Genomic DNA, 22404 nt, shown 5'->3' with positions numbered 1-22404 from the left:
ATGTGATGGCCCCTTCGCTAGCAAGCCCGCTCCCACAGGGTTTTGTATTAAATCGAAGCTTGCAGCAACCAGTCCTTGAACACGGCCATCGCGGAGGTTTCGGCGCGCGACTGCAAGCGGGTCAGCCAGTAGCTGCCGGTGGTGATACCGATGGCGAACGGTTGCTCGATTGCACCCGCCGCCAGTTGCCGGGCAAACATCAGCGGCGGCGCCAAGGCAACGCCCGCACCTTGCAGCGCAGCCTCCATCATCGCCAGCGACGAGTCGAAGACGATACTCCGGGGCAGCACGGCATGGGCCGAAAAACCGGTCGCCTGAAACCACTCCGGCCATTCGTCCGTGCGGTAGGAGCGCAACAGTGTTTGTTGCAACAGGTCCGCAGGCGTGTGCAATTGCCGGGCGATCTCTGGAACGCAGAGCACCGACAGCGGCGCCTCGATCAACCGCACCGCTTCAATCCCGTGCCACGCCCCCGCGCCAAAGCGAATGGCGTAATCCAGGCCTTCGGCGGCCACGTCCACCCGGTTGTTGTTGGTCGACAGGCGCAAATCTATGAACGGATGTTTCTTCTGAAAGTCCGCCAATCGCGGCAACAGCCAACCAACCGCGAAAGTCCCCACAGCGCCCACCGTCAGCACCTCGCGAAAATGCCCGCCCTCGAAACGCTCCAGGGTTTCGGCGATCCGGTCGAAGGATTCGCGCAAAACCGGCAACAGGGTTTCACCTTCGCTGGTCAGCATCAGGCCGCGGGGCAGGCGTTTGAACAAGGTCACGTTAAGCTGGGCTTCAAGGCTTTTGACCTGATGACTCACCGCCGCCTGCGTGACGCACAACTCCACCGCCGCTCGCGTGAAACTCAAATGGCGCGCCGAAGCCTCGAAAGCACGTAGCGCATTCAGCGGCAGATGAGGTCGAATCATGCCCACTCCCAAAATTTTCTAATGGCTCATCCGAGATATCGTCGTTTGTCGGCGCTCACCAAACTGCCTAGATTTGGCTCGCCCAGCAGCGGACCGGCTTGAAAAACCGCTCGGAGTGTAGCGGTTAACACTACGAACAATCATGGAAAGTGACTCAATCATGCCTAAGAAAAATCAGAACAAGCTCGTGTCCTACAGTGCTTTCGCACTTCTCCTCGGAGTCAGTCACAGCTTTGCTGACGAGCGCATCGAAGCCATCGTGAAGGCTGCCGTCGAACCGGTTATGCAGCAACAGCAAATCCCCGGCATCGCAGTCGCAATTACCGTCAATGGCCAACCGCATTACTTTAACTACGGTGTGGCCTCAAAAGAAAACGGCAAAGCCGTCACCAAAGACACTTTGTTCGAAATCGGTTCGGTGAGCAAAACCTTCACCGCCACCCTCGCCGCCTATGCACAGGCGACCGGAAAACTGGCCCTGTCAGACAACGCCAGTCAGGTTTTGCCGGCCTTGCGCGGCAGCGCGTTCGACAGTATCAGTGTGCTGCAACTTGGCACCTACAGCGCCGGCGGCCTGCCGCTGCAATTCCCCAGTGAGGCAGACCATCAGGACAAAATGCTCGGCTACTTCAAACAGTGGAAACCGACCTACGCCGCCGGCACTCATCGCCAGTATTCAAACCCCAGCCTGGGGTTGTTCGGCTACCTGGCGGCCCGCAGCATGGGTGCGCCGTTCGATGAGTTGATGGAAAAAACCTTGCTGCCGAAACTGGGCCTCAAGCACAGCTACCTCAAGGTTCCGCAGGATCAGATGGCACTTTACGCTCAGGGTTACACCAAGGAGGACAGGCCTGCGCGGGTCGAGCCGGGTGCGCTGGATTCCGAAGCGTATGGCGTGAAAACCAGCGCCGCGGATCTGCTTCGCTATGTTGAGGCGAACATGAATCCCGCTTCGCTGGAAAAACCCTTGCAGCAGGCCATCGCCACCACTCACACCGGCTATTACAAGGTTGGCGAGATGACTCAAGGGTTGGGTTGGGAGTTCTACAACTACCCGGTGACGCTCAACACATTACTGGCCGGCAACTCGTCGCAGATGGCATTTGAGGCTCATGAAGTCCAGTGGCTGACCCCGCCGCAACCTCAACGCGACACTGTGCTGATCAACAAAACCGGTTCAACCCGCGGCTTCGGCGCCTACGTCGCCTTTATCCCGGCCAAAGACATCGGCATCGTGATCCTGGCCAACAAAAACTACCCGAACCCGGAGCGAGTCAGAATCGCCCACGAAATATTGAGTGCGCTGGCTGAATGATCTCAACCACTCATTGAGGCTGCCCCCTCGCCACAGGGTTCAGCGGTGGCAAACAAAATGGGCGACCTCTGAGGTCGCCCATTTTCGTTACTGAATTGAAACCTGCGCCTGCAAACGTCGCCAGATCACATCCATCAAATCACCGAGACAGAACCTGTGGGAGCGGGCTTGACTGACTGGCATTGGCGCAAGCCCCCCCTCACCACAAAGGTTCAACAGAAAATTCAATCATCCGGCATTTCAGGCGGTTTGGCGGGCTTCGCCGGTTTGCCTTTGGCACCTTTGGCCGGTGCAACTTCAGCCACTGGCGCTGGCACCGGTACTGTCGCTTCCTTCTCGGCGGTCGGCAGCTGGTCGACGGTGTTGAAAATCTCTTTCAACTCGACCGTATCCGATTGCTCAAGCTTCTTTTCGCCATCCCTGCCGATCAGGATGATTTTGCTCTTCGCACCGGCACCCAATTTGAGCGAGCGGATCAACGCCATCGTGGATTGCGGGTCGAGGTCTTTGCCGTCCCGTTGGCCCATCGTATTGATCACGGTGTACAGCACCATGTTTCGATCGGTGAAACCCTTGCGGTTGGCGGAGTCGTCCAGCGACTTTTTCAGGTTGAGCCAGGTGGGGTCGACTGAACTGGGCGCGATGACAATCAGCGGACGGGCCCTGCCCACGTCTTTAACCAGCGGGGAATCGTCATCGGCGGCGAATGAAGGACCGACGAAAGCCAGCAGAGTAGCCAGGGTCAAAGACCTGATGAGCATGCGCATCTCCTTTTGATATCCACGCTCTAATGATTGCGCATCGCGGCGATCGCTCCGGGCGATGCACCGCGATTGTGTTCGCCTTGCCCAAGCTTAGGTCAGGGCGGTCATTGCGCAACAGCCTGAGCTAATCTCATATCTGATTCTCCGTGAGGGTTTCTCCATGAGCGCTCAGCTGAACCACACCATCGTCTGGTGCCGTGACAAACAGGCCTCGGCGCACTACCTGACCGACCTCCTCGGCCTGCCTGATCCCGAGCCGTTCGGGCCGATGCTGGTGGTCAAGTTCGATAACGGGGTGTCGCTGGATTTCTACAACAACGCCCCGCCCATCGCGTCCCAGCACTATGCGTTCTTGATTGGCGACGACGACTTCGATGCGGCCTTCGCTCGTCTGCAAGCGCTCAAACAGCCCTGGTGGGCCGATCCGGGCAAGCAGCGGCCGAACGAAATCAATGATTACGCCGGTGGCCGGCGGGTGTATTTCGATGACCCGGACGGGCATCTGCTGGAGATTTTTACTCGGGAAGCGGTATCGGATCAGAACGCCAGTTTATAGCCGATCAGCACCAGCATCGTCGCCAGGCACGGACGCAGCAGTTCGTCGGAGATGCGCCCGGTCAAATGGCTGCCCAGGTAAATCCCTGGCAACGAACCGACCAGCAAGAAGCCCAGGACGTGCCAATCCATGTTGCCCATGCTTGCGTGGCCAAGGCCGGCGACCAGGGTCAGGGGCACCGCGTGGGCGATTTCGGTGCCGACCAGGCGACGAGTGGGCAGCAGCGGATACAAGATGAACAGCGCGACGGTGCCCAGGGCGCCGGCGCCGATGGAGGTCAGGGCCACCATGGTGCCTAGCACCAGACCGGTGATCACGGTCAGTGCATTCAACCGGGAACCGCTGGGGTTATATTGGCCACCCGCCCGTTTGTGAGCGAAATCGAGCAAGCGTTTCTTGAAGAAAATCGCCAGTGCCGTAGCGAACAATACGAAGCCCAGCGCTTGTTTGATGATGGCGTTCATCGCGTCGGGCGAGGTCTGCAAAGTGCTCAGGAACCACAGCGTCAGGGCTACCGCCGGCACACTGCCGAGGGTCAGCCAACCGGTAATCGCCCAGTCGATGTTCTTGTTCTTGCGATGAACCAGCACACCGCTGGATTTGGTAATGGCCGCGTACAGCAAGTCCGTGCCCACCGCCGTGGCCGGATTGACGCCGAACCACAACAGGATAGGCGTCATCAACGAACCGCCCCCGACCCCGGTCATCCCGACAATAAAGCCGACCACCAGACCTGCAACGACCAACCCGAAATTACCGAATTCCATTAATACGCCCAGAAAATCGCAGGAAACAAACCGGTCAGCAGCATAGCGATTTTTCTTATAACCACTTATATCGATGCGGTCTATCGTTATGCCAATTCATTGAGCCGGAACACGGTTTTTTCCTGACCATATCCCTTGTGGGAGCGAGCCTGCTCGCGAAAACGGTCCAACATCCAACAATGATGTTGGCTGTGAGTCCGTCTTCGCGAGCAGGCTCGCTCCCACAGGGGGATTGGGTTCAGCACTCGTTTTATTGCACCGGCAAAAAATTCAGGAACAGCAGACTCTGGGCGTAGTTCAGGCCGATCCTCCGGTAGCGTTCGTCGAGCATCTGGGTCAGCAGGTCCAGTCGCGCGACGATTTTGCCGAACTCCACGGCAAAACTCAGGTTGCTGCCCTCCTCCGAAATTTCGTTGGAGAACAGCAAAGGCTCGCCTTGCCTGTTTTGCCGCTGGCTCAAGATCCAGGTGGCTTTTTCGATGTTGCGCGCGGCATTGCTGACGAAGGTCGGGTTGAGCGCATCCGTCATGTAGAACTCCAGCCGATTGCCATGGGCCGTCACCAGCATGCTGCCGATGGCATAGATGAATGCGCCGACCCGGTCGCCGAGAAACTCCGGACTCATGGCGAAGCTCAGTGCAGCGAGGTCTTTTTTGCCGCCGAGGGTGGGTAGCGGCTCTTGCTGTTCGATGGCCATGCGCACTTGTTTTTCCGCGGTGCCTATATCGAGGAAGCCGGATTTCTTCAGCTCCTCCGGGTTGCGCAGGTAGAGCTTGTTCATCAGCAGGTAGAGGCTTTCGAGGTTGTCACGCATCGTCAGGGTCGCCATGCGGTCGACGCTGGTCTGGAGGAATTCCTGGGGTTTGCCATTGCGAAACTGGCTGACGACATCGTTGCCCGGTTGATGGCTGCAGCCACTGGCGAAGAGTATCGACAGGCTCATCAGCAGCAAGCAATGACGGCGAATTCGCAGGGTAACGCGGGGTAAAACTCGAGCCATGGGTTCTTGAACTTGGGCATGGGCCAGCGGTGGGGATCGCCGCAGGCTGGCCAAGGGTAGAACCGTGAAAGCTGAAAAAGTGCAGTGCCGGTGGTCCGTGAGCGCTGGCTACCGTAAAGGCGACCCCGTATTAGTCATACTTTATAATTGAAATACTCGAGGAATAGACTATAAATCCTTCCTTGATCGCGCTAAAACACGATCATTAGTATGACTACTTCTTAAAAACAACAAAAAGGAAGGTCAACCATGCTTCAATCCCGACACCTGCTCTCCGGCCTCGGACTGTCCCTGATGATCGCCACCCTCTCCGCTCACGCCACTGGTTTGTCCAGCGAACAAAAAACCTTCGGCAAAACCAATGACGGCACGCCCGTCGAGCAATACATTTTGCGCAACAGCCACGGCCTGCAGGCCACGGTCATTACTTACGGCGGGATTCTCCAGTCGCTGAAAGTGCCGGATAAAAACGGCAAGCTCGACGATGTGGTGCTCGGTTTCGACGACGTGCAGGGTTATCAAAGTGGCACGGCGTTTTTCGGCGCGACCATCGGCCGCTTTGGCAATCGCCTGGCCAACGGCGCCTTCGAGCTGGACGGCAAACGTTTTCAGGTGCCACTCAACGACGGCAGCAATTCGCTGCACGGCGGAGCTCAAGGTTTTGACAAGCATGTGTGGAAAGCCGAACCGAACAAGGGCAAGGATTCGGTGGGCGTGACGCTGACGTATCTGTCGGCGGACGGTGAAATGGGCTTTCCCGGCAACCTGAAAACCGAGGTCACCTACAGCCTCACCGAGAACAATGAGCTGCGCATCGACTACAAGGCCAGCACCGATAAGCCCACAGTGCTGAACCTGACCAACCACAGCTATTTCAACCTGGCCGGCGCGGGTAACGGCGATGTGTTGAAGCAACTGGCGACCTTGCACGCCGCCCATTACACACCGGTCACCGGCAAACTGATCCCCACCGGTGAACTGGCCCCGGTCGCCGGCACGCCCATGGACTTCACCCAACCGACGGCCATCGGTCAACACATCAAGGTCGATCACCCGCAATTGAAATTCGCTGAACCGAAACAAGGTGGTTTTGACTTCAACTGGGTGCTGGACGCCAAGGGCGATGTGGGCAAACTCGCCGCCGATGTCAGCGATCCGCAATCTGGCCGTCGGTTGCAGCTCTACACCACTGAACCCGGCGTGCAGTTCTACACCAGCAACTTCCTCGATGGCACGGTCAAGGGCAAGGCTGGCAAGATTTACCCGCATTGGGGTGCCTTTACTCTGGAAACCCAGCACTATCCGGACTCGCCGAACCAGCCGGGCTTCCCGTCCACGCGGCTGGATCCGGGCGAGACCTATGCCCAGACCACCGTGTTCAGGTTTTCCGCCCGGTAAGATCAAAAGATCGCTGCCTAAGGCTGCGATCTTTTGATCTTACCAGACGGAACCACCCTGCTATTTTACTGCCAACTGTAGTATCGATCGGACTTCGACAAGGAGGATTCATGCGTACTCTTGAGTTGGCCGGCAGCCCTGTACCGGTCATCGGCCAAGGAACCTGGCACATGGGAGAGGAGCGCTCCCGGCACACGAAGGAAGTTGCAGCGCTGCGCCTGGGCATCGAGCTGGGCATGACCCTGATCGACACCGCTGAGATGTACGCTGAAGGGGGCGCCGAAGAGGTGGTGGGTGAAGCCATTGCCGGCCTGCGCGATCAGGTTTTTCTAGTCAGCAAGGTCTACCCCCACAACGCCAGCCGCAGAGGCATCCCCCAGGCTTGCGAGCGCAGCCTGCGGAGGCTCAATACCGATTACATCGATCTCTACCTGTTGCACTGGCGCGGCGAGTATCCCCTGGAGGAAACCGTCGAAGCCTTCGAACGCCTGCGCGAAGACGGCAAGATCGGCCGTTGGGGCGTGTCCAACTTCGACCTGAACGACCTGGATGAACTGGCCTCACCGGCCTGCGCCACCAATCAGGTGCTGTATAACCTGGAAGAGCGCGGCATCGAATTCGATCTGCTGCCCTGGTGTCAGCATCAAAGGATGCCGGTGATGGCCTATTGTCCGATCGGCCAGGGCGGGGCCATGCTGGCCAATTCGACGCTCAAGCAGGTGGCCGCCCGTCATGAGGCGACACCTGCGCAGGTAGCGCTGGCATGGATTCTGCGTCAGAACGACGTGATCGCCATCCCTAAAGCGGTCCGTCCCGAGCATGTGCAGCTCAACGCGCAAGCAGCGCAATTGCGCCTTGAAGCGGGGGATCTGGAGGCGCTGGACCAAGCGTTTCGCGCGCCACAACGCAAGCAGCGGTTGGCCATGGTCTGAGCCATCGCGGTTCTGTAAGAGGGCATCGGCATGAGAAGTACCGATCAGCTCGACACTTTCAATTTGCCACGCTTCGTTCAGGCGCAGGACCCTGTGTTCGAGTGGGTACAGGAGGAGCTGCGCGCCGGCCAGAAGCGCCGGCACTGGATGTGGTTTATCTTTCCGCAGTTTTCCGGGTTGGGCGACAGCGAGATGTCCCGTTACTTTGCCATTCGCTCCAGCAAGGAAGCCGCAGCGTACCTGGAGCATCCGTTACTGGGCCCACGCTTGCATGCCTGCACGCAATTGGTCCTGGACATCCCTCAAAGCTCGATTGGCAAGATTTTCGGGCATCCCGACGACCTCAAGTTTCACTCATCGATGACGCTGTTCGCCCAAGTGTCGCCAAAAGGCAGCCTGTTCCATCAGGCACTGGATCAATACTTTCACGGCATACCGGATGACTGGACGCTGTCGCTGCTGGACTCAAAACAGGCCCAGTTGCCCCCCAATCAGCGTTGAGAAATCGTCATCCACAAACGGCAGGATCGCGTCCGCCACCGGTTGCAGCTGCCGGGTGACGTAATGGTCGTAATCGATGGGCGCGCTGCGGACTTCCAGCGGCTCGGGGCCGGCGACCGTGATCACGTAGCTGATCCAGCCGCCGTTCTGATATTGCCGCGGCCGCCCCTGCCGGTCGTTGTAATCGTCGGCGATGCGCGCGGCCCGCACATGGGGCGGCACGTTGCGTTGATAGTCATCGAGGGGCCGACGCAGGCGTTTGCGGTAGATCAGGCGCTCGTCGAACTCACCGGCCAACGTCTTGCGCACATAGTCACGTACGTAATCCTGATAGGGCTTGCGATTGAAGATGCGCAGGTACAGCTCCTGCTGGAATTGCCGAGCCAGCGGCGACCAGTCGGTGCGCACCGTTTCCAGGCCTTTGTAGACCATTTCATTGGTGCCATCGGCGCGGGTGACCAACCCGGCATAACGCTTCTTGCTGCCCTCCTCGGCGCCGCGAATGGTCGGCATCAGAAAGCGCTTGTAGTGGGTTTCGAACTGCAACTCCAGGGCACTTTCCAGCCCGTACTCCTGTTTCACATGCTCGCGCCACCATTGGTTGACATGGTCAACCAGCGCGTGGCCGATCTGCGCGGCTTCTGCCTGACCGTGGGGGCGGCGCAGCCAGACGAAGGTCGAGTCGGTGTCGCCATAGATCACCGCGTGCCCCTGGGCTTCGATCAACTGGCGGGTGCGCAACATGATCTCGTGTCCGCGCAAGGTGATGGACGAGGCCAGCCGTGTATCGAAGAAACGGCAACCGCTGGAACCCAGCACACCATAGAACGCGTTCATGATGATCTTCAGGGCCTGGGACAACGGCGCGTTGTGTTCGCGCTTGGCGGTTTCGCGGCCTTCGGCGACCCGGGCGACGATGGCCGGCAGGCAATGTCGGGTTCTTGAGAAACGCGCACCGCGAAAACCCGGCACCGACTCGCTGTCGTCAGGATGTTTGAGGCCTTCGATCAAGCCCACCGGGTCGATCAGGAAGGTGCGGATGATCGACGGATAGAGGCTTTTGTAGTCGAGCACCAGCACCGATTCATACAGCCCTGGTTGCGAGTCCATGACAAAACCGCCGGGGCTGGCCTGCGGTGGTTTGCCGCCGAGGTTCGGCGCGACGAAGCCCTGACGGTGCATCAACGGCATATACAGGTGAGTGAACGCCGCCACCGAGCCGCCGCTGCGGTCCGCCGGCAAACCGGTGACGCTGGCCCGCTCCAGCAGGAAGGTCAGCAACTCGGTCTTGGCGAAGATCCGCGTCACCAGTTCGCAGTCCTTGAGGTTGTACTTGGCCAGGGCTGGCTTGTCCTCGGCGAACATGCGGTTGATTTCGTCCATGCGCTGGTACGGGTTGTCGATCGACTTGCCCTCGCCCAACAGGGTTTGCGCGACGTTTTCCAGGCTGAACGACGGGAAGCTCCAGGTCGCCGAACGCAGCGACTCGATGCCGTCGATGATCAACCGGCCAGCGGCCGAAGCGAAATAATGATTACGGCTGCCGTGCTCGCGCCACTGCATTTCTTCGCCGCTACGCCCCAGCTTCAGCGGCACCGCCAGGCGGCGAGCATGTTCGTGCAGTACGCGCAGATCGAACTGCACGACGTTCCAGCCGATGATGGCGTCGGGGTCGTGCCGGGCGAACCATTCATTGAGTTTTTTTAGCAGCAGGGTTCGCGAGTCGCAGTATTCGAGCTGGAAATCCACCTCGGCATCATCACCATTGGGCGGCCCGAGCATGTACACCTGACGCTCGCCGCAGCCTTCCAGGGCGATGGAATACAACTCACCCTGGGCGGTGGTTTCGATGTCCAGCGAGACCAGCCTGAGATTCGGTCGGTAACCGGGCGCGGGTTTCATTTGCGCGTCGAGCAGCAGGCCATCGGCGCTGGGTGTGCCGCCGAACAAAACGGGGGCAGTGATGAAACGCTCCATCATGTAGCGTTCCGGCGGACGGATGTCGGCTTCAAATACATCGATGCCTGCTTTGCGCAGCGCCGTTTCCAGACGCATCAACTGACCGTGCTGCTGGCAGTACAAGCCAAGCACCGGGCGGTGCTCGAAATCCTGAAGGGCAAGCGGTCGCAGCTCGACGTTCTTCTCGCCGCGCAACAGCACTTCGGCTCGCTCACGCAGGGCTGCCGGAATGAATGCGACCGACGGTTGATGCGGCAGGCGGATACGCCGGGGACCGGCATCGGTCGCCAGCCAGAACTCGACTTCCGTGCCCGCCGGGGTATCGCGCCAATGCCGGGTCAGGACGAAGCCCTGCTGTAAATCCACCACTGCAACCTCAACAATCTGATTCAAGTGGTGATTCTACGCGTGATCGACCTGGCATTGGGCAAGCCCTGATGCCTGCCAGTCAAGGACTGAACACCGCAGTTCCTGTGGGAGCGAGCCTGCTCGCGATAGCGGCAGGTCAGCCGACATTGATGCTGAACGTACCGCCGTCATCGCGAGCAGGCTCGCTCCCACAAGTTGTGCACCTTAACTGACCAGCATCAGGGCCACCCCTCGCCACACATCTGTATGGATCGGGCTTTTACAAAGAAAAATTACTGAATGACGCTTTTTGCGTGTTATCTGCCGCTTTGCGCCTTGCTCTGTGAGCCCGTCTCTACGATTCTTCAAGAACAACGACTACACCTGAGAAACTGCCATGAAAACCGTCGCCCAACTGCTCAAGTTAAAGGCCCAACAGAATCAGGAAGTCCATACCATTGCGCCCCATCAAATGGTGCTGGAAGCGCTGATGGTGATGGCCGCAAAAAACGTCGGGGCGTTACCGGTCCTGAAGGATGGAAAGGTCGTCGGCATCATCAGCGAGCGGGACTATGCTCGCAAACTGGTGCTCAAGGGGCGCTCCTCGGTCGGCACACCGGTCAGCGAAATCATGGTGTCGCCGGTGATCACCGTGGACACCCATCAAACCGTCGAAACCTGCATGGGCATCATGTCCGACAAACGCCTGAGGCACTTGCCAGTGGTGGAAAACGGCGAGTTGCTGGGCTTGCTGTCGATCGGCGACCTGGTCAAGGAAGCCATCGCTGAACAGGCTGAACTGATTCGGCAGTTGGAACAGTACATTCGCGGCGAGTGATCCCCTTGTGGGAGCGGTGTTCCTATGGCCAATGCCGTGAGAAGACCGGCGCCAATGCAGGGTGGCGGTCGAAGCGTTCGAGCCAGGCGAAAAAACCCGGTCGCGCCAGGCGCAAGTGCTCCCGGGTGCCCGCCCAGCGCGTCACCACCGCCGCCAGAATATCCAGCGCGCCTGGTGCTCCCTCGCCCAGGTACAACTTGCCGGCGAACTGATCGGCAAACACCTCCCAATGCCAATGCAGGCGCTGGCGGGCACCGGCCATGAGGTTTTCTCTGGACGACTCGTCTGCCTCGGCCAGCCAGCGCTCGGGGTAATCGATGATGCCGATGGCGGGATAGCAATTGCTCACGATGTACACCAGGCCATGAATCACCTGATCACGCTTGAGCGGGTTGTCTGGCAGCAGGTTCGACTCCGGGAACGTGAGGCCCAGATGAATCAGAATGGCCGCACTCTCGGTGAGAACGCCGCCATCGGGCAGTTGCAGAGTGGGAACCTGCTTGAGCGGGTTGAGCTTCTCCAACGCCTGAATCGCCTCCGGGGACGATGATACATCGATGAAGCGATAAGGAACCTCGCACAGCTCCAGCGCGGCTTCGATGGCGGCCGCACCCGAATTCTGATGCCCGTAGAGCTGGTACATGACTAAATCTCCTCTGCGACTCTCTCTTTGTAGCAGCTGCCGAAGATTGTGCTCGAATACCTGATCAGCCAATACCAATCAGTCAGGGCGCGAACCCTGTGGGAGCGGGCTTGCTCGCGAAGACGGTGTGTCAGGCGACGTCAATGTTGATTGTGCCGCCGCCTTCGCGAGCAATCCCGCGCCCACAATTTGCGCACCTAAACTGGCAGCTCGGTTACCCCCCCGCGCGCTTCATGCAGCGCTGATAACGCTCATCGACCCGCTTGGCGAACCACGCCGTGGTGAGTTTGCGGGTGATTTTCGGGCTTTGCAGCACGATTCCCGGCAACACTGCGCGGGGCAATGGCCGGCCTTCGGCCTGTTCAGCCAGGGCGAAGACGCGCTGATAGAGCTGGCTGTCCTCGAATTCGAGACCTTTTCCCTCCTCCAACTGATCCCGAATGGTCGGGTTGCGCATGTCCAATTGCTTGCCGAGGGTGCGCACGGCCAGTTCCGTGGTGCCGGGCATGATCGAGCCGTAGCGCACCAGATCGCCATCCAGCGCCAACGGAATACCCGTCGCACGACTGACCGCGTTCTGAAACGCCGCATTGCGGCTGGCGTACCAACCGGCGTTGAAATCGGCGAAGCGATAGAGCGGTTGTTTGTAGCTCACCGGATAACCGAGCAAGTGGGCGATACCGAAATACAGGCCACCGCGACGGGTGAACACTTCGTGGCGAATCGAGCCGTCCACCGGGTAGGGATAATCCCGCGCCTGCTGTTCGGCAAAGTCAATGCTGACCTGCATCGGTCCGCCGGTGTGCACTGGGTTGAACCCACCGAACAAGGTCCGGCCCATGGGCACCATCCCGATGAAGTCATCGAAAATCGCGCTGAGTTCTTTTTCACTGCGCGCGGCATTCAGCCGGTCGCTGTAACTTTTGCCATTGGGTGAACTGACCTGCAAGGCGCCGCTCACCAGCAGGCTGGGAATATGGGCTTTGGCGGCGCGGCGGTCGATCTCGTCTCGGGCGATCTTGCCCAGGCCAGGCACCGGAGGATCAGCCTGAAACGTCGACTCCTGCTCGGCGACCGCGAGTACCGAACACAGGTTTTGCGTGGTCGGCGAAATCTTTTGTGCGGCAAACGCTGCATAAATATCCGTGGCCCAGCCCTGGCGGTCGACCGTCTTGGCCGGCAGCAGACGCACGATCTCGGCCTTGACCTCGGCAGGCTTGCGGGCCGGCGGTTCCTGCGTGCGTTGGGTACCGCAACCGGCCAGGACCAACAGTGCCGCGATGCTCATGATCAATCGATTGGCTTGCATGGTGCTCCATCAAAATCCGTTGAGCCGGGTTAACCATACGATCAAAGGCATGGCGCAGGCTATGACTGTGGCGCCCTCTCCCTGTTCCGTAGCAGCTGCTACCGGGGGGGGCCTTTGGGCAGCCGAGCGGCGGGGGCATTCGGGTTGAACCATACTTGATCCACAGACCGAGGAGGACAGGCTCATGCACCGTAGCGACGTTCTGATCATCGGCGCCGGCCCGACCGGGCTGGTACTGGCGCTGTGGCTGAGCAAACTGGGGATTGAGGTGCGGATTATCGACAAGACCTCGGCCCCCGGCACCACCTCACGCGCGTTGGCAGTACAGGCCAGAACGCTGGAGTTGTATCGCCAGCTCGACCTCAGCGACGCCGTGGTGCAGAACGGCCATCGAGTGTGCGCAGCGAATTTCTGGGTCAAGGGCGAACCGGTCGCACACCTGCCGCTGAGCGCCATCGGCGAGGGTTTGACGCCCTATGCGTTCCTGGAAATCTATCCGCAAGACGAGCACGAACAGCTGCTGATCGAACGCCTGGAGACCTTCGGCATTACGGTGGAGCGCAACACCGAACTGCTAGATTTCGAGGAAACCGGCGACGGCATCACCGCAACGCTGCGCTTGCCCGATGGCCAGCAGCAAACCTGTCAGGCCTGTTACCTGGCAGGCTGCGACGGCGCCCGCTCGATTGTGCGAAAAACCCTGGACACCGGTTTTCCGGGGGGCACCTACCAGCAGATTTTCTACGTGGCGGATGTACAGGCCCGCGGCCCGACGTTCAACGGTGAATTGCATGTGGATCTCGACGAAGCCGACTTCCTCGCCATTTTCCCCTTAGGCGGCGAAGGTCGCGCCCGTCTGATCGGCACGGTTCGCGACGAACGCGCCGACCGTGCCGAAACCCTCCAGTTTGCAGACGTCAGCAGCCGGGCCATCGAGCATTTAAAGGTGCAGATCGATCAGGTGAACTGGTTCTCGACCTACCGCGTGCATCACCGGGTAGCGGATCACTTTCGCACCGGGCGCGCGTTTCTGTTGGGCGATGCCGCCCATGTCCACAGCCCGGCGGGTGGCCAGGGCATGAACACCGGGATCGGCGACGCGATCAATCTGGCCTGGAAACTCGCGGCGGTGTTAAGTGGCAGCGCCACGACCAAACTGCTCGACAGTTATGAAACCGAACGCATCGCCTTTGCCCGGCGCCTGGTGGCCACTACTGACCGGGTGTTCAATTTCGTCACCGCCGATGGGCCAATTGCCGACGTGATGCGCATACGCGTGGCCCCCTTTTTGATCCCGAAAATGATCTCGTTCGAGGCAGCCCGGGAGTTCATGTTTCGCACGGTGTCACAGACCACCCTCAACTATCGTGGCATGCCGTTGAGCGAGGGCGTTGCCGGCCATGTTCACGGCGGTGATCGCCTGCCCTGGGCCCACGACGATGAAGGGGACAATTTCGAGTCGCTGAAAAACCTGACCTGGCAGGTGCATGTTTACGGCGACACCAGCGACGAGATGATCGCCTGGTGCGTCGAGCATCGCCTGCCGTTGCAGGTGTTCGACTGGCGACCGGTGTTTGAAACAGTGGGGCTGGCGCGCAACGGGTTTTACCTGCTGCGGCCGGATACCTATGTGGCGATCGCCGACTACAGCGCCGATCCGAAGGTGATCGAGCGGTACTTCCGCGATCATGGGATACGGCCTTTCATCAGTTGAACCCGAGGCCAACGAAGATCAACTGTGGGAGCAAGCCCGCTCCCACAGGGTTATGGGGTGGTTTTTAGATCCCGGCCAAGGCCAGGTCCATCGCGAAGTAAGTGAAGATCAAATCCGCTCCCGCCCGCTTGATCGCCCCCAGGCTCTCACGCACCACGCGATCCTCATCGATCGCCCCGGCCTGGGCGGCGAATTTGATCATCGCGTACTCCCCGCTCACCTGATATGCCGACAACGGCAGACGCGACGCTTCACGGATGTCGCGGATGATGTCCAGGTACGCGCCAGCCGGTTTGACCATCAGCGCGTCGGCACCTTCCTGTTCGTCCAGCAACGATTCACGCACCGCTTCGCGGCGGTTCATCGGGTTCATCTGATAGCTTTTGCGGTCGCCCTTCAGGGCACTGCCGCCGGCTTCGCGGAACGGACCGTAGAGCGCCGAGGCGAATTTGGTCGAATAGGCCATGATCGCGGTCTGGCTGAACCCCGCTTCATCGAGCGCCCGGCGGATGGCCTGGACCTGCCCGTCCATGGCTGCCGACGGCGCGATCACATCGGCACCGGCCCGAGCGGCGGCCACGGCTTGCTTGCCGAGGTTGATCAGGGTCTGGTCGTTGTCGACTTCGTGGTGGTGCAGCACGCCGCAATGGCCATGGTCGGTGTATTCACAAAAACAGGTGTCGGACATCACGATCATTTCCGGCACGGCGTCTTTGGCAATGCGCGACATGCGCGATACCAGGCCGTTGTCGTGCCAGGTATCGCTGCCGTTACCGTCCAGATGATGAGACACGCCAAACGTCATCACCGATTTGATCCCGGCCCGGGCGTAACGCTCGATCTCACCGGCCAGCTTCGACTCGGGAATGCGCATCACGCCGGGCATGCTCTTGATCGGCACGAATTCGTCGATCTCTTCCTCGACGAAAATCGGCAGCACCAAGTCATTCAAGCTGAACTCGGTTTCCTGGAACAGGCTGCGCAGGCTCGCATTGCGACGCAGACGGCGTGGACGTGCTTCGGGGAACTGACTGGGCATGGGCCCTCCTGAAAACGGCGGGTGAGACAAAAGTCGTAGGGGGCGAAGCTTATGCCCAGTGCGGCACAGCGCACAAACCTTGCGCAGCAGAAAAACCCTTACCGCTTCGGTAACAATCACCGCATTCCCTGTGGGAGCGAGCCTGCTCGCGATGGCGGCATACCATTCAACAAGAATGTCGACTGATAGTCCGTCATCGCGAGCAGGCTCGCTCCCACAGGTTAAATCGTCAGCGTCCCTGTAATACAGGTCACCGCCGCGCCGCCAATCCAGATCTCATCCCCCACCTGCTCCACCTGAATCCGCCCGGCGCGCCCCATGGTCAGGCCCTGGCTGACGACATAAGACGCCGGAGCCAGCCCTTCGTTGAGCAACCATTGGGCAATTCCGGCGTTCAGGCTGCCAGTGGCCGGGTCTTCCAGCATGCCGTCGCCGGAGATGAACGCACGCACTTCAAACTGCGCATCAGCGCCATCGCGCTCGGGGTGCCACGGTGCGATGACACCGACCGCGAGGCCGAGCATCTGCGAATGATCCGGTTGCAAGCCCAGCACCTGCTGCCGATCCTCGACCATCACCGCCAGCCAGCCGGCGCCGTTGTCGACCCATTGCGTGCGCACAATCGCGCCCGGCGCCAATCCGAGGGCGCGCCGTACGCGCTCGACCAGCTCGGCGTCCACCGGGCCGGACCTGATCAGCGGTGGCGCGAGAAACGCCAGCTCCGCCCCCTGCCGACGTACCCGCACCAGGCCGACACCGCACTCCTGAATGATCTCCTCGCCCTTGGGCACCCCACCGGCCTCGAGCCAGGCATGACAGGTCCCCAACGTCGGGTGACCGGCGAACGGCAACTCTCGCAGGGTGGTGAAGATACGCACCCGATAGTCGGCCCGGGGGTCCAGGGGTTCGAGCACGAAAGTGGTTTCGCTGAGGTTGGTCCAGGTTGCGAACGCCGCCATGCGCTCATCGCTGAGCTCGTCGGCGCCGAACACCACCGCCAACGGGTTGCCCTTGAGCGCGACACGGCTGAAGACATCTACTTGCTTGAAATCGAATGAGCTCATTGCCTGCCTTGGTGGTGAGGGGTTCAAAGAGGTTGCTTGGGGATTTCCAGCCCGCGAATCACCGCCGGCCTTGCCAGAAAACGCTCCAGCACGCGGGTGACATTGGGGAAATTCTGGATGCCCACCAAATCGCCGGCCTCGTAGAAGCCGATCAGGTTGCGCACCCACGGAAAGGTCGCGATGTCGGCGATGGTGTAGCGCTCGCCCATGATCCAGTCACGCCCTTGCAGACGGTCATCCAGGACGCTGAGCAGGCGCTTGCTTTCGTCGACGTAGCGATCACGGGGACGCTTGTCTTCGTAGTCCTTGCCGGCGAATTTGTTGAAGAAACCGAGCTGGCCGAACATCGGCCCGATACCGCCCATCTGAAACATCAACCACTGAACGGTCTCGTAACGCGCCGCCGATTCCTGCGCCAGCAGTTGCCCGCTCTTGTCGGCGAGGTAAATCAGAATCGCCCCGGACTCGAACAGCGCCAGCGGTTGGTCCCCCGGACCGTGGGGGTCGAGGATCGCCGGGATCTTGTTATTGGGGTTCAGTGACAGAAATTCGGGGGACAGCTGATCGTTGGTGTCGAAGCCCACGCGATGCGGCTCGTAGGGCAGCCCGATCTCTTCGAGCATGATCGAAACCTTGACGCCATTGGGCGTTGGCAAGGAATAGAGCTGAATCCACTCCGGGTACCGGGCCGGCCATTTTCGGGTGATGGGGAATGCAGACAAATCGGTCATAAGGGGCACCCACGAGAAAATCGAAGTGAAGATCATAATGGGGACAGGGATACGATGTGTACCGTATCCATAAATCCGCAACATCCTGTCGATAACCTCTCCCCCAATCCGTTCAAGGTTGCCGCTAAAGTGCTGGGCACCTCGCTCGGATCGAAGCTCGGATCGAACCAAAAGCGCTTCAGAGGACTCTGAGCATTGCCCTGTCGGAAACGGACCGGGTCAATAACATGGAAAACACCCGATGCCGGGAGCTCGCGGTGTCAAGGTTTGTCAGCCTTAACCGAATGCGCTGAAGGTGACCTCTTCGATGATGAATCCATTGAAATTCGCCAAACGCTTCAAGCATCGCGCCTATGTCTTGCTGCCCTCCCTGCTGGCGGCCAGCGCGTTGTTCTTGTCGCTGGAGGCCAGTGAAAGCCGTGCCCAACCGGCGGACGGTACACAGACGCTGGTGTTTTTGCGCCACGCGGAAAAACCCGCCGGCGGCCTGGGCCAGCTCAATTGTCAGGGGCTGAACCGCGCCATCGACCTGGCCACCGTGTTGCCGGAAAAATTCGGCAAGGCCAACTACGTGTTTGCCGCCAACCCGACGCGCAATGTCGAGGAAGGCGAATTCGATAATTCCTACAGTTACATCCGCCCCCTGATGACCATCAGCCCCAGCGCGATCAAGCTCGGTTTGCCGGTGAACATCAACTTCTCGGCCAACGACACCAGCGACCTGGCGGATGAACTGCTTCGCGACAAATATCACAACTCGATCATCTATACAGCCTGGTCTCACGGCTACCTGCCCGAGCTGATCAACAAGGTCGCCGGGGAAGCCGTCGGCAAGAAACAGAACATCACCGATGATTGGGCATCCAGCGACTACGACTCGCTGTACGTGCTCACCCTGACCTGGCACAACGGCAAGGCCAGCCTGCAGAGCCACAGTTACAAGCAAGGGCTGGATAACGGTCGGGAGACTTGTCCGACGTAAGCGGTCAGCTGCACCCCGGTGGCGTTGATGACCATGCTGATGGGTGTGGTGTGCGGTTTGATCGGGGTGGCTGTGCTTTAAGAAATGTGGTGCCTGTCAGGGCCCCTTCGCGAGCAAGCCCGCTCCCATAGTTGACCGAGTTCTTCCAGAAGAAATGTGATCGAACGTGGGAGCGGGCTTGCTCGCGAAGAGGCCGGCAAAAACAACATCACCCTCGCTGATTACCCCGCGTTCGCAGATAGTCGAGAACAGCGCCCCGCTCCCCGACAAACTCGATCCGCGCGCCCCTCTTCTCCCGCTGAAACCCATACATCGGGTCGTAATACTCGCGCAGCAAGCCCTCGATCCAGCCCCGGTGCCCGTCCACGGCACCACTGTTTGCCTGTTCCGCCAGTGCGTCTTCCATCAAGGTCAGCATCCGCCGATGGCGTTCACCCCCCAGGCGTTTCTGGACATTGTTCAGGCTCGCCAGCATCCGCTCGGAAAACAGCGCAAACCCTTCATCGCCATGCACGTCGATGAACTCGTCGCACAAATCCACTACGTAATCGCGCAGGATCCTCTCGACCCGCCCTTCCAGACTGTCTTCCAGCCATACCATCGAAAACTGCTGCATGCCCTGATACAGCGGCAACGGTAAGGCGCAACTGCCAATCGCGCGGCTCTCGTCTTCCAGCACGAACTGTTCGATGCCACGGGCGCGCTTCTTCAGCACGTCCACGGCCAAACGGTTTTCAAAGTCGATGTTGGAGGGTTGGCCGGTGGCGCGCTTGCCGAAACTGGAGCCGCGATGATGGGCGTGGCCTTCAAGGTCCAGCCCGTTGCTCAATTGCGTGAGCACCTCGGTCTTGCCGGTGCCGGTCATGCCGCCCAGCAAGACGAAATCGCACTGGGCAACGGCCTGGTCGAGCGTGTCGAGCAAGAAGGTGCGCATGGCCTTGTAGCCGCCACCGACTCGCGGATAGTCGATACCCGCTTCATCCTTGAGCCATTGTTGAACGATCTGCGAACGCAGCCCGCCGCGAAAACAATACAAATAACCCTCCGGATGCGCCCGGGCAAAATCGGCCCAGGCCTGGATGCGCTCGGCCTTGATCTGGCCGGCCACCAATTGATGCCCCAGCGTAATGGCCGCTTGCTGACCGTGCTGCTTGTAGCAAGTGCCGACCCGTTGCCGCTCGTGGTCATTCATCAGCGGCAGGTTGATCACGCCGGGAAATGAGCCCTTGAGGAATTCGACCGGCGCGCGCACATCCATCATCGGCCGGCCGTTGAGGAAGATGTCGCGGTAATCGGTGAATTCGCTGGACATCAAACCACCTCTACCGTGTGGGTCTGTCGGTCAACCAGTTCGCCGATCGGCTCAAGCTTCAGGCCAAGCTCGGCGGCAACCGTGAGGAAGTGTTCGTTGCCTTCAGGGGTAACCGCAATCAGCAGGCCGCCGCTGGTCTGCGGGTCGCAGAGCACGCGTTTGTGCAACTCCTGGAGGCGACCGACCTTGCTGGCGTAACTGTCGAAATTGCGCAGCGTGCCGCCCGGCACGCAGCCCTGATCGAGGTAATACTCGACACCCGGCAGGCGCGGCACCCGGTCATAGCCGATGCGGGCGGTCACGTTGCTGCCGTCGGCCATTTCCACCAGGTGCCCGAGCAGGCCGAAACCGGTGACATCGGTCATCGCGGTCACGCAATCGAGTTTGCCGAAACGGCTGCCGGGTTTGTTCAAGGTGCACATCCAGTCGCGGGCCAGGCCGATGTCGGCATGGCGCAACTTGCCCTTCTTCTCGGCCGTGGTAAGGATGCCGATGCCCAAGGGTTTGGTGAGGTACAGCAGGCACCCGGCGGTGGCGGTGTCGTTGCGCTTCATGTGGCGCTTTTCCACCAGCCCGGTCACGGCCAGGCCGAAGATCGGTTCCGGCGCGTCGATGGAATGGCCACCGGCCAGAGGAATCCCCGCCTCATCGCAGACCGAACGCCCACCACGAATCACTTCCCGGGCAATCTCCGGTGCCAGCACATTGACCGGCCAGCCGAGGATCGCAATCGCCATCAATGGATCGCCGCCCATGGCGTAAATGTCACTGATGGCGTTGGTGGCGGCGATGCGGCCGAAATCGAACGGGTCGTCGACGATCGGCATAAAGAAGTCAGTGGTCGACACCACGCCGCGCTCTTCGTCGATGGCATACACCGCCGCGTCATCGCGCGAGGCGTTGCCGACCCAGAGTTTCGGGTCCAGATTCTGCGCCCCGCTGCCGGCCAGAATCACCTCCAGCACCTGGGGTGAAATCTTGCAGCCACACCCTGCGCCGTGGCTGTACTGGGTCAGACGAATCGGCTCGCTCATGGGGGTGCACCTTGTGAGGTCAATGCCCAGGATTCTACAGCAACCCCCATTTGTAGGAGGGCGCGTAAGTACGATCTTTGTGCAACGACACTCGCTTTGGTGCACTCAGGTAGGTCTCCTTTGCCCTATTCCCCGAGACCCTTGACCGAAAGGACAGCAAAACCACCAATTCCCTCCATTTTTCAGCGTATTGAATAAACTGGTATGCCTTGTGCAAACGTTTGCGAGTCGCCGATACCGGCCTGTTCGCCACTTAATCGCGCAGACCCGCACCACCGGGCCTTCGATCCGCACGAAAAGGGACTTTTAATGCATTGCACCTCCAACCGCGGGACTCGCTCGCGCACGTTTGCTGTTTCCTTGCTGCTGGCCAGCGTTACAGGACTACTCAGCAGCCACGTTTTGGCCCAACCGGCCGCCGCCGAAGAATCCGCCCAGGGCGAAGCCCTCAGCCCTGAAGCCAACCCGCCGAAAAAAGGCGCGTACCTGTCGGACTGGTTCAACCAGGACCTGACCGTCATCGGCAGCAAAGACATCAGCTTCGGCCCGCAACCGGCCGACGATATCTATCTGGAATACGAGTACTTCGGTCGCAAGGGACCGTTCGAGTTGTACGGCTACATCGACATTCCGAAGATCTTCGACATCGGCAACAGCCATGACAAAGGCGTGTGGGACCACGGCTCGCCGGTATTCATGGAGCACGAACCGCGCATCTCCATCGACTACCTGGCCGGCCGCAGCCTGGCCGTCGGGCCATTCAAGGAATGGTACGTGGCGTTCGACTGGATCTACGACCACGGCAGCAACAGCGCCAACCGCGCCAACACGCTGTACAGCGGCCTGGGCACCGACATCGACACCCATTCGCGGGTCAATCTGTCGGCCAACTTCTATGGTCGTTACCAGTGGGAAAACTACGGCGCCAGCAACGAGTACTCATGGGATGGCTACCGCGCCCAGCTCAAATACATCGTGCCCATCAGCAGTTTCAGCAACGGCGCTTCGCTGACCTACATCGGTTTCACCAACTTCGACTTCGGCTCCGACCTGCACAAGGACAACCCGGCCCGTACCGCCAACGCCACCGTGGCCACCAACGTGTTGCTCTACGCCTTCACCCACTTGCGATTCACCCTGGTCGGTCGTTACTTCCACAACGGCGGCAACTGGGAGGACGGCAGTGAGTTGAATTTCGGCGACGGAAACTTCCGCGCCCGTTCCAACGGCTGGGGCTACTACGCCGGTGTTGGCTATCAGTTTTAAGGCTTATTTGAA

21 protein-coding genes are annotated in these 22404 nt (G+C 60.0%); 9 read left to right on the top strand and 12 right to left on the bottom strand.

Annotated elements, in window-relative coordinates; all coding sequences use genetic code 11:
- Positions 1 to 47: 47 nt before the first annotated feature.
- Positions 48 to 920 carry a LysR substrate-binding domain-containing protein gene (locus tag QMK51_RS09905; protein ID WP_258699948.1) on the bottom strand — a complete coding sequence of 291 codons (873 nt, stop codon included), beginning with the start codon at positions 918 to 920 and terminating at the stop codon, positions 48 to 50.
- Between the two features lie 160 nt (positions 921 to 1080).
- On the opposite strand from QMK51_RS09905, the gene ampC reads away from it, so the two are divergent.
- On the top strand, positions 1081 to 2235 hold the full coding sequence (gene ampC, locus QMK51_RS09900; protein ID WP_320393912.1) for a class C beta-lactamase: 1155 nt from the start codon (positions 1081 to 1083) through the stop codon (positions 2233 to 2235).
- Positions 2236 to 2459: 224 nt separating this feature from the next.
- Here ampC and QMK51_RS09895 read toward each other — a convergent pair whose 3' ends face one another.
- A complete protein-coding gene (locus tag QMK51_RS09895) occupies positions 2460 to 2996 on the bottom strand; it encodes a DUF4174 domain-containing protein (RefSeq protein WP_320393911.1) in 537 nt (178 codons plus the stop codon).
- A gap of 163 nt (positions 2997 to 3159) precedes the next feature.
- On the opposite strand from QMK51_RS09895, the gene QMK51_RS09890 reads away from it, so the two are divergent.
- A complete protein-coding gene (locus QMK51_RS09890) occupies positions 3160 to 3555 on the top strand; it encodes a VOC family protein (RefSeq protein ID WP_320393910.1) in 396 nt (131 codons plus the stop codon).
- Here the strand turns inward: QMK51_RS09890 and QMK51_RS09885 are convergent.
- Together QMK51_RS09885 and QMK51_RS09880 are read right to left on the bottom strand one after the other, a co-directional pair.
- Complete coding sequence (locus QMK51_RS09885; protein ID WP_320393909.1) at positions 3537 to 4322, bottom strand: sulfite exporter TauE/SafE family protein; 786 nt, start codon at positions 4320 to 4322, stop codon at positions 3537 to 3539. The two genes, QMK51_RS09890 and QMK51_RS09885, sit on opposite strands and share 19 nt — an antisense overlap.
- Before the next feature lie 250 nt (positions 4323 to 4572).
- Positions 4573 to 5322, bottom strand: a complete 750-nt coding sequence (locus QMK51_RS09880) for a hypothetical protein (RefSeq protein ID WP_320393908.1) — start codon at positions 5320 to 5322, stop codon at positions 4573 to 4575.
- 249 nt (positions 5323 to 5571) lie between these two features.
- On the opposite strand from QMK51_RS09880, the gene QMK51_RS09875 reads away from it, so the two are divergent.
- From QMK51_RS09875 to QMK51_RS09865, 3 genes are all read left to right on the top strand, one after another.
- The gene (locus QMK51_RS09875; protein ID WP_320393907.1) at positions 5572 to 6720 is read left to right on the top strand and encodes an aldose epimerase family protein; all 1149 of its coding nucleotides are present in this window, start codon (positions 5572 to 5574) and stop codon (positions 6718 to 6720) included.
- 110 nt (positions 6721 to 6830) lie between these two features.
- On the top strand, positions 6831 to 7652 hold the full coding sequence (locus tag QMK51_RS09870) for an aldo/keto reductase (RefSeq protein WP_320393906.1): 822 nt from the start codon (positions 6831 to 6833) through the stop codon (positions 7650 to 7652).
- A 30-nt stretch (positions 7653 to 7682) separates the two neighbouring features.
- Positions 7683 to 8153, top strand: a complete 471-nt coding sequence (locus QMK51_RS09865; RefSeq protein WP_320393905.1) for a DUF1810 domain-containing protein — start codon at positions 7683 to 7685, stop codon at positions 8151 to 8153.
- Here QMK51_RS09865 and QMK51_RS09860 read toward each other — a convergent pair.
- On the bottom strand, positions 8118 to 10478 hold the full coding sequence (locus QMK51_RS09860; protein ID WP_320394496.1) for a DNA polymerase II: 2361 nt from the start codon (positions 10476 to 10478) through the stop codon (positions 8118 to 8120). The two genes, QMK51_RS09865 and QMK51_RS09860, sit on opposite strands and share 36 nt — an antisense overlap.
- 379 nt (positions 10479 to 10857) lie before the next feature.
- On the opposite strand from QMK51_RS09860, the gene QMK51_RS09855 reads away from it, so the two are divergent.
- Complete coding sequence (locus QMK51_RS09855) at positions 10858 to 11298, top strand: CBS domain-containing protein (RefSeq protein WP_258699939.1); 441 nt, start codon at positions 10858 to 10860, stop codon at positions 11296 to 11298.
- A 22-nt stretch (positions 11299 to 11320) separates the two neighbouring features.
- Here the strand turns inward: QMK51_RS09855 and QMK51_RS09850 are convergent, their stop codons facing one another.
- Both QMK51_RS09850 and QMK51_RS09845 read right to left on the bottom strand, forming a co-directional pair.
- The gene (locus QMK51_RS09850; protein ID WP_258699938.1) at positions 11321 to 11941 is read right to left on the bottom strand and encodes a glutathione S-transferase; all 621 of its coding nucleotides are present in this window, start codon (positions 11939 to 11941) and stop codon (positions 11321 to 11323) included.
- Between the two features lie 214 nt (positions 11942 to 12155).
- Positions 12156 to 13250, bottom strand: coding sequence for a DUF1615 domain-containing protein (locus tag QMK51_RS09845; protein ID WP_320393904.1), 1095 nt, complete (start codon positions 13248 to 13250; stop codon positions 12156 to 12158).
- 184 nt (positions 13251 to 13434) lie between these two features.
- Here QMK51_RS09845 and QMK51_RS09840 point away from each other — a divergent pair, with 184 nt between their 5' ends.
- Entirely contained in the window at positions 13435 to 14964 is a 1530-nt protein-coding gene (locus QMK51_RS09840) for an FAD-dependent oxidoreductase (RefSeq protein ID WP_320393903.1), read from the top strand.
- Between the two features lie 64 nt (positions 14965 to 15028).
- Here QMK51_RS09840 and hemB read toward each other — a convergent pair whose 3' ends face one another.
- From hemB to QMK51_RS09825, 3 genes are all read right to left on the bottom strand, one after another.
- Complete coding sequence (gene hemB / locus QMK51_RS09835; RefSeq protein ID WP_258699935.1) at positions 15029 to 16003, bottom strand: porphobilinogen synthase; 975 nt, start codon at positions 16001 to 16003, stop codon at positions 15029 to 15031.
- Positions 16004 to 16224: 221 nt separating this feature from the next.
- Complete coding sequence (locus QMK51_RS09830) at positions 16225 to 17067, bottom strand: PhzF family phenazine biosynthesis protein (RefSeq protein ID WP_320393902.1); 843 nt, start codon at positions 17065 to 17067, stop codon at positions 16225 to 16227.
- A 23-nt stretch (positions 17068 to 17090) separates the two neighbouring features.
- Positions 17091 to 17798 carry a glutathione binding-like protein gene (locus tag QMK51_RS09825; RefSeq protein ID WP_320393901.1) on the bottom strand — a complete coding sequence of 236 codons (708 nt, stop codon included), beginning with the start codon at positions 17796 to 17798 and terminating at the stop codon, positions 17091 to 17093.
- 307 nt (positions 17799 to 18105) lie between these two features.
- Here QMK51_RS09825 and QMK51_RS09820 point away from each other — a divergent pair, with 307 nt between their 5' ends.
- The gene (locus tag QMK51_RS09820; RefSeq protein ID WP_320393900.1) at positions 18106 to 18780 is read left to right on the top strand and encodes a histidine phosphatase family protein; all 675 of its coding nucleotides are present in this window, start codon (positions 18106 to 18108) and stop codon (positions 18778 to 18780) included.
- A gap of 208 nt (positions 18781 to 18988) precedes the next feature.
- On the opposite strand, the gene mnmH is transcribed toward QMK51_RS09820, so the two are convergent.
- Positions 18989 to 20092 (bottom strand): tRNA 2-selenouridine(34) synthase MnmH, encoded by a 1104-nt coding sequence (gene mnmH, locus QMK51_RS09815; protein WP_320393899.1) that lies wholly within the window; start codon positions 20090 to 20092, stop codon positions 18989 to 18991.
- Positions 20092 to 21126, bottom strand: a complete 1035-nt coding sequence (selD, locus tag QMK51_RS09810; protein WP_320393898.1) for a selenide, water dikinase SelD — start codon at positions 21124 to 21126, stop codon at positions 20092 to 20094. The genes mnmH and selD overlap by 1 nt, the downstream gene beginning before the upstream one ends.
- Before the next feature lie 309 nt (positions 21127 to 21435).
- Here selD and QMK51_RS09805 point away from each other — a divergent pair, with 309 nt between their 5' ends.
- Entirely contained in the window at positions 21436 to 22392 is a 957-nt protein-coding gene (locus tag QMK51_RS09805; protein ID WP_320393897.1) for a nucleoside-specific channel-forming protein Tsx, read from the top strand.
- The last annotated feature ends 12 nt before the right edge of the window (positions 22393 to 22404 follow it).

The organism is Pseudomonas sp. P9_31, from assembly GCF_034008235.1.
Taxonomy (GTDB): domain Bacteria; phylum Pseudomonadota; class Gammaproteobacteria; order Pseudomonadales; family Pseudomonadaceae; genus Aquipseudomonas.
Note: the sequence above shows the minus strand (reverse complement) of the source record. Positions and strands in the feature narration are given on the sequence as shown.

Excerpts from the sequence above, each read along its gene's own strand:
- QMK51_RS09905 (WP_258699948.1), bottom strand. The coding sequence starts at position 920 with ATGATTCGACCTCATCTGCCGCTGAATGCGCTACGTGCTTTCGAGGCT.
- ampC (WP_320393912.1), top strand. The coding sequence starts at position 1,081 with ATGCCTAAGAAAAATCAGAACAAGCTCGTGTCCTACAGTGCTTTCGCA.
- QMK51_RS09895 (WP_320393911.1), bottom strand. The coding sequence starts at position 2,996 with ATGCTCATCAGGTCTTTGACCCTGGCTACTCTGCTGGCTTTCGTCGGT.
- QMK51_RS09890 (WP_320393910.1), top strand. The coding sequence starts at position 3,160 with ATGAGCGCTCAGCTGAACCACACCATCGTCTGGTGCCGTGACAAACAG.
- QMK51_RS09885 (WP_320393909.1), bottom strand. The coding sequence starts at position 4,322 with ATGGAATTCGGTAATTTCGGGTTGGTCGTTGCAGGTCTGGTGGTCGGC.
- QMK51_RS09880 (WP_320393908.1), bottom strand. The coding sequence starts at position 5,322 with ATGGCTCGAGTTTTACCCCGCGTTACCCTGCGAATTCGCCGTCATTGC.
- QMK51_RS09875 (WP_320393907.1), top strand. The coding sequence starts at position 5,572 with ATGCTTCAATCCCGACACCTGCTCTCCGGCCTCGGACTGTCCCTGATG.
- QMK51_RS09870 (WP_320393906.1), top strand. The coding sequence starts at position 6,831 with ATGCGTACTCTTGAGTTGGCCGGCAGCCCTGTACCGGTCATCGGCCAA.
- QMK51_RS09865 (WP_320393905.1), top strand. The coding sequence starts at position 7,683 with ATGAGAAGTACCGATCAGCTCGACACTTTCAATTTGCCACGCTTCGTT.
- QMK51_RS09855 (WP_258699939.1), top strand. The coding sequence starts at position 10,858 with ATGAAAACCGTCGCCCAACTGCTCAAGTTAAAGGCCCAACAGAATCAG.
- QMK51_RS09850 (WP_258699938.1), bottom strand. The coding sequence starts at position 11,941 with ATGTACCAGCTCTACGGGCATCAGAATTCGGGTGCGGCCGCCATCGAA.
- QMK51_RS09845 (WP_320393904.1), bottom strand. The coding sequence starts at position 13,250 with ATGCAAGCCAATCGATTGATCATGAGCATCGCGGCACTGTTGGTCCTG.
- QMK51_RS09840 (WP_320393903.1), top strand. The coding sequence starts at position 13,435 with ATGCACCGTAGCGACGTTCTGATCATCGGCGCCGGCCCGACCGGGCTG.
- hemB (WP_258699935.1), bottom strand. The coding sequence starts at position 16,003 with ATGCCCAGTCAGTTCCCCGAAGCACGTCCACGCCGTCTGCGTCGCAAT.
- QMK51_RS09830 (WP_320393902.1), bottom strand. The coding sequence starts at position 17,067 with ATGAGCTCATTCGATTTCAAGCAAGTAGATGTCTTCAGCCGTGTCGCG.
- QMK51_RS09825 (WP_320393901.1), bottom strand. The coding sequence starts at position 17,798 with ATGACCGATTTGTCTGCATTCCCCATCACCCGAAAATGGCCGGCCCGG.
- QMK51_RS09820 (WP_320393900.1), top strand. The coding sequence starts at position 18,106 with ATGATGAATCCATTGAAATTCGCCAAACGCTTCAAGCATCGCGCCTAT.
- mnmH (WP_320393899.1), bottom strand. The coding sequence starts at position 20,092 with ATGTCCAGCGAATTCACCGATTACCGCGACATCTTCCTCAACGGCCGG.
- selD (WP_320393898.1), bottom strand. The coding sequence starts at position 21,126 with ATGAGCGAGCCGATTCGTCTGACCCAGTACAGCCACGGCGCAGGGTGT.
- QMK51_RS09805 (WP_320393897.1), top strand. The coding sequence starts at position 21,436 with ATGCATTGCACCTCCAACCGCGGGACTCGCTCGCGCACGTTTGCTGTT.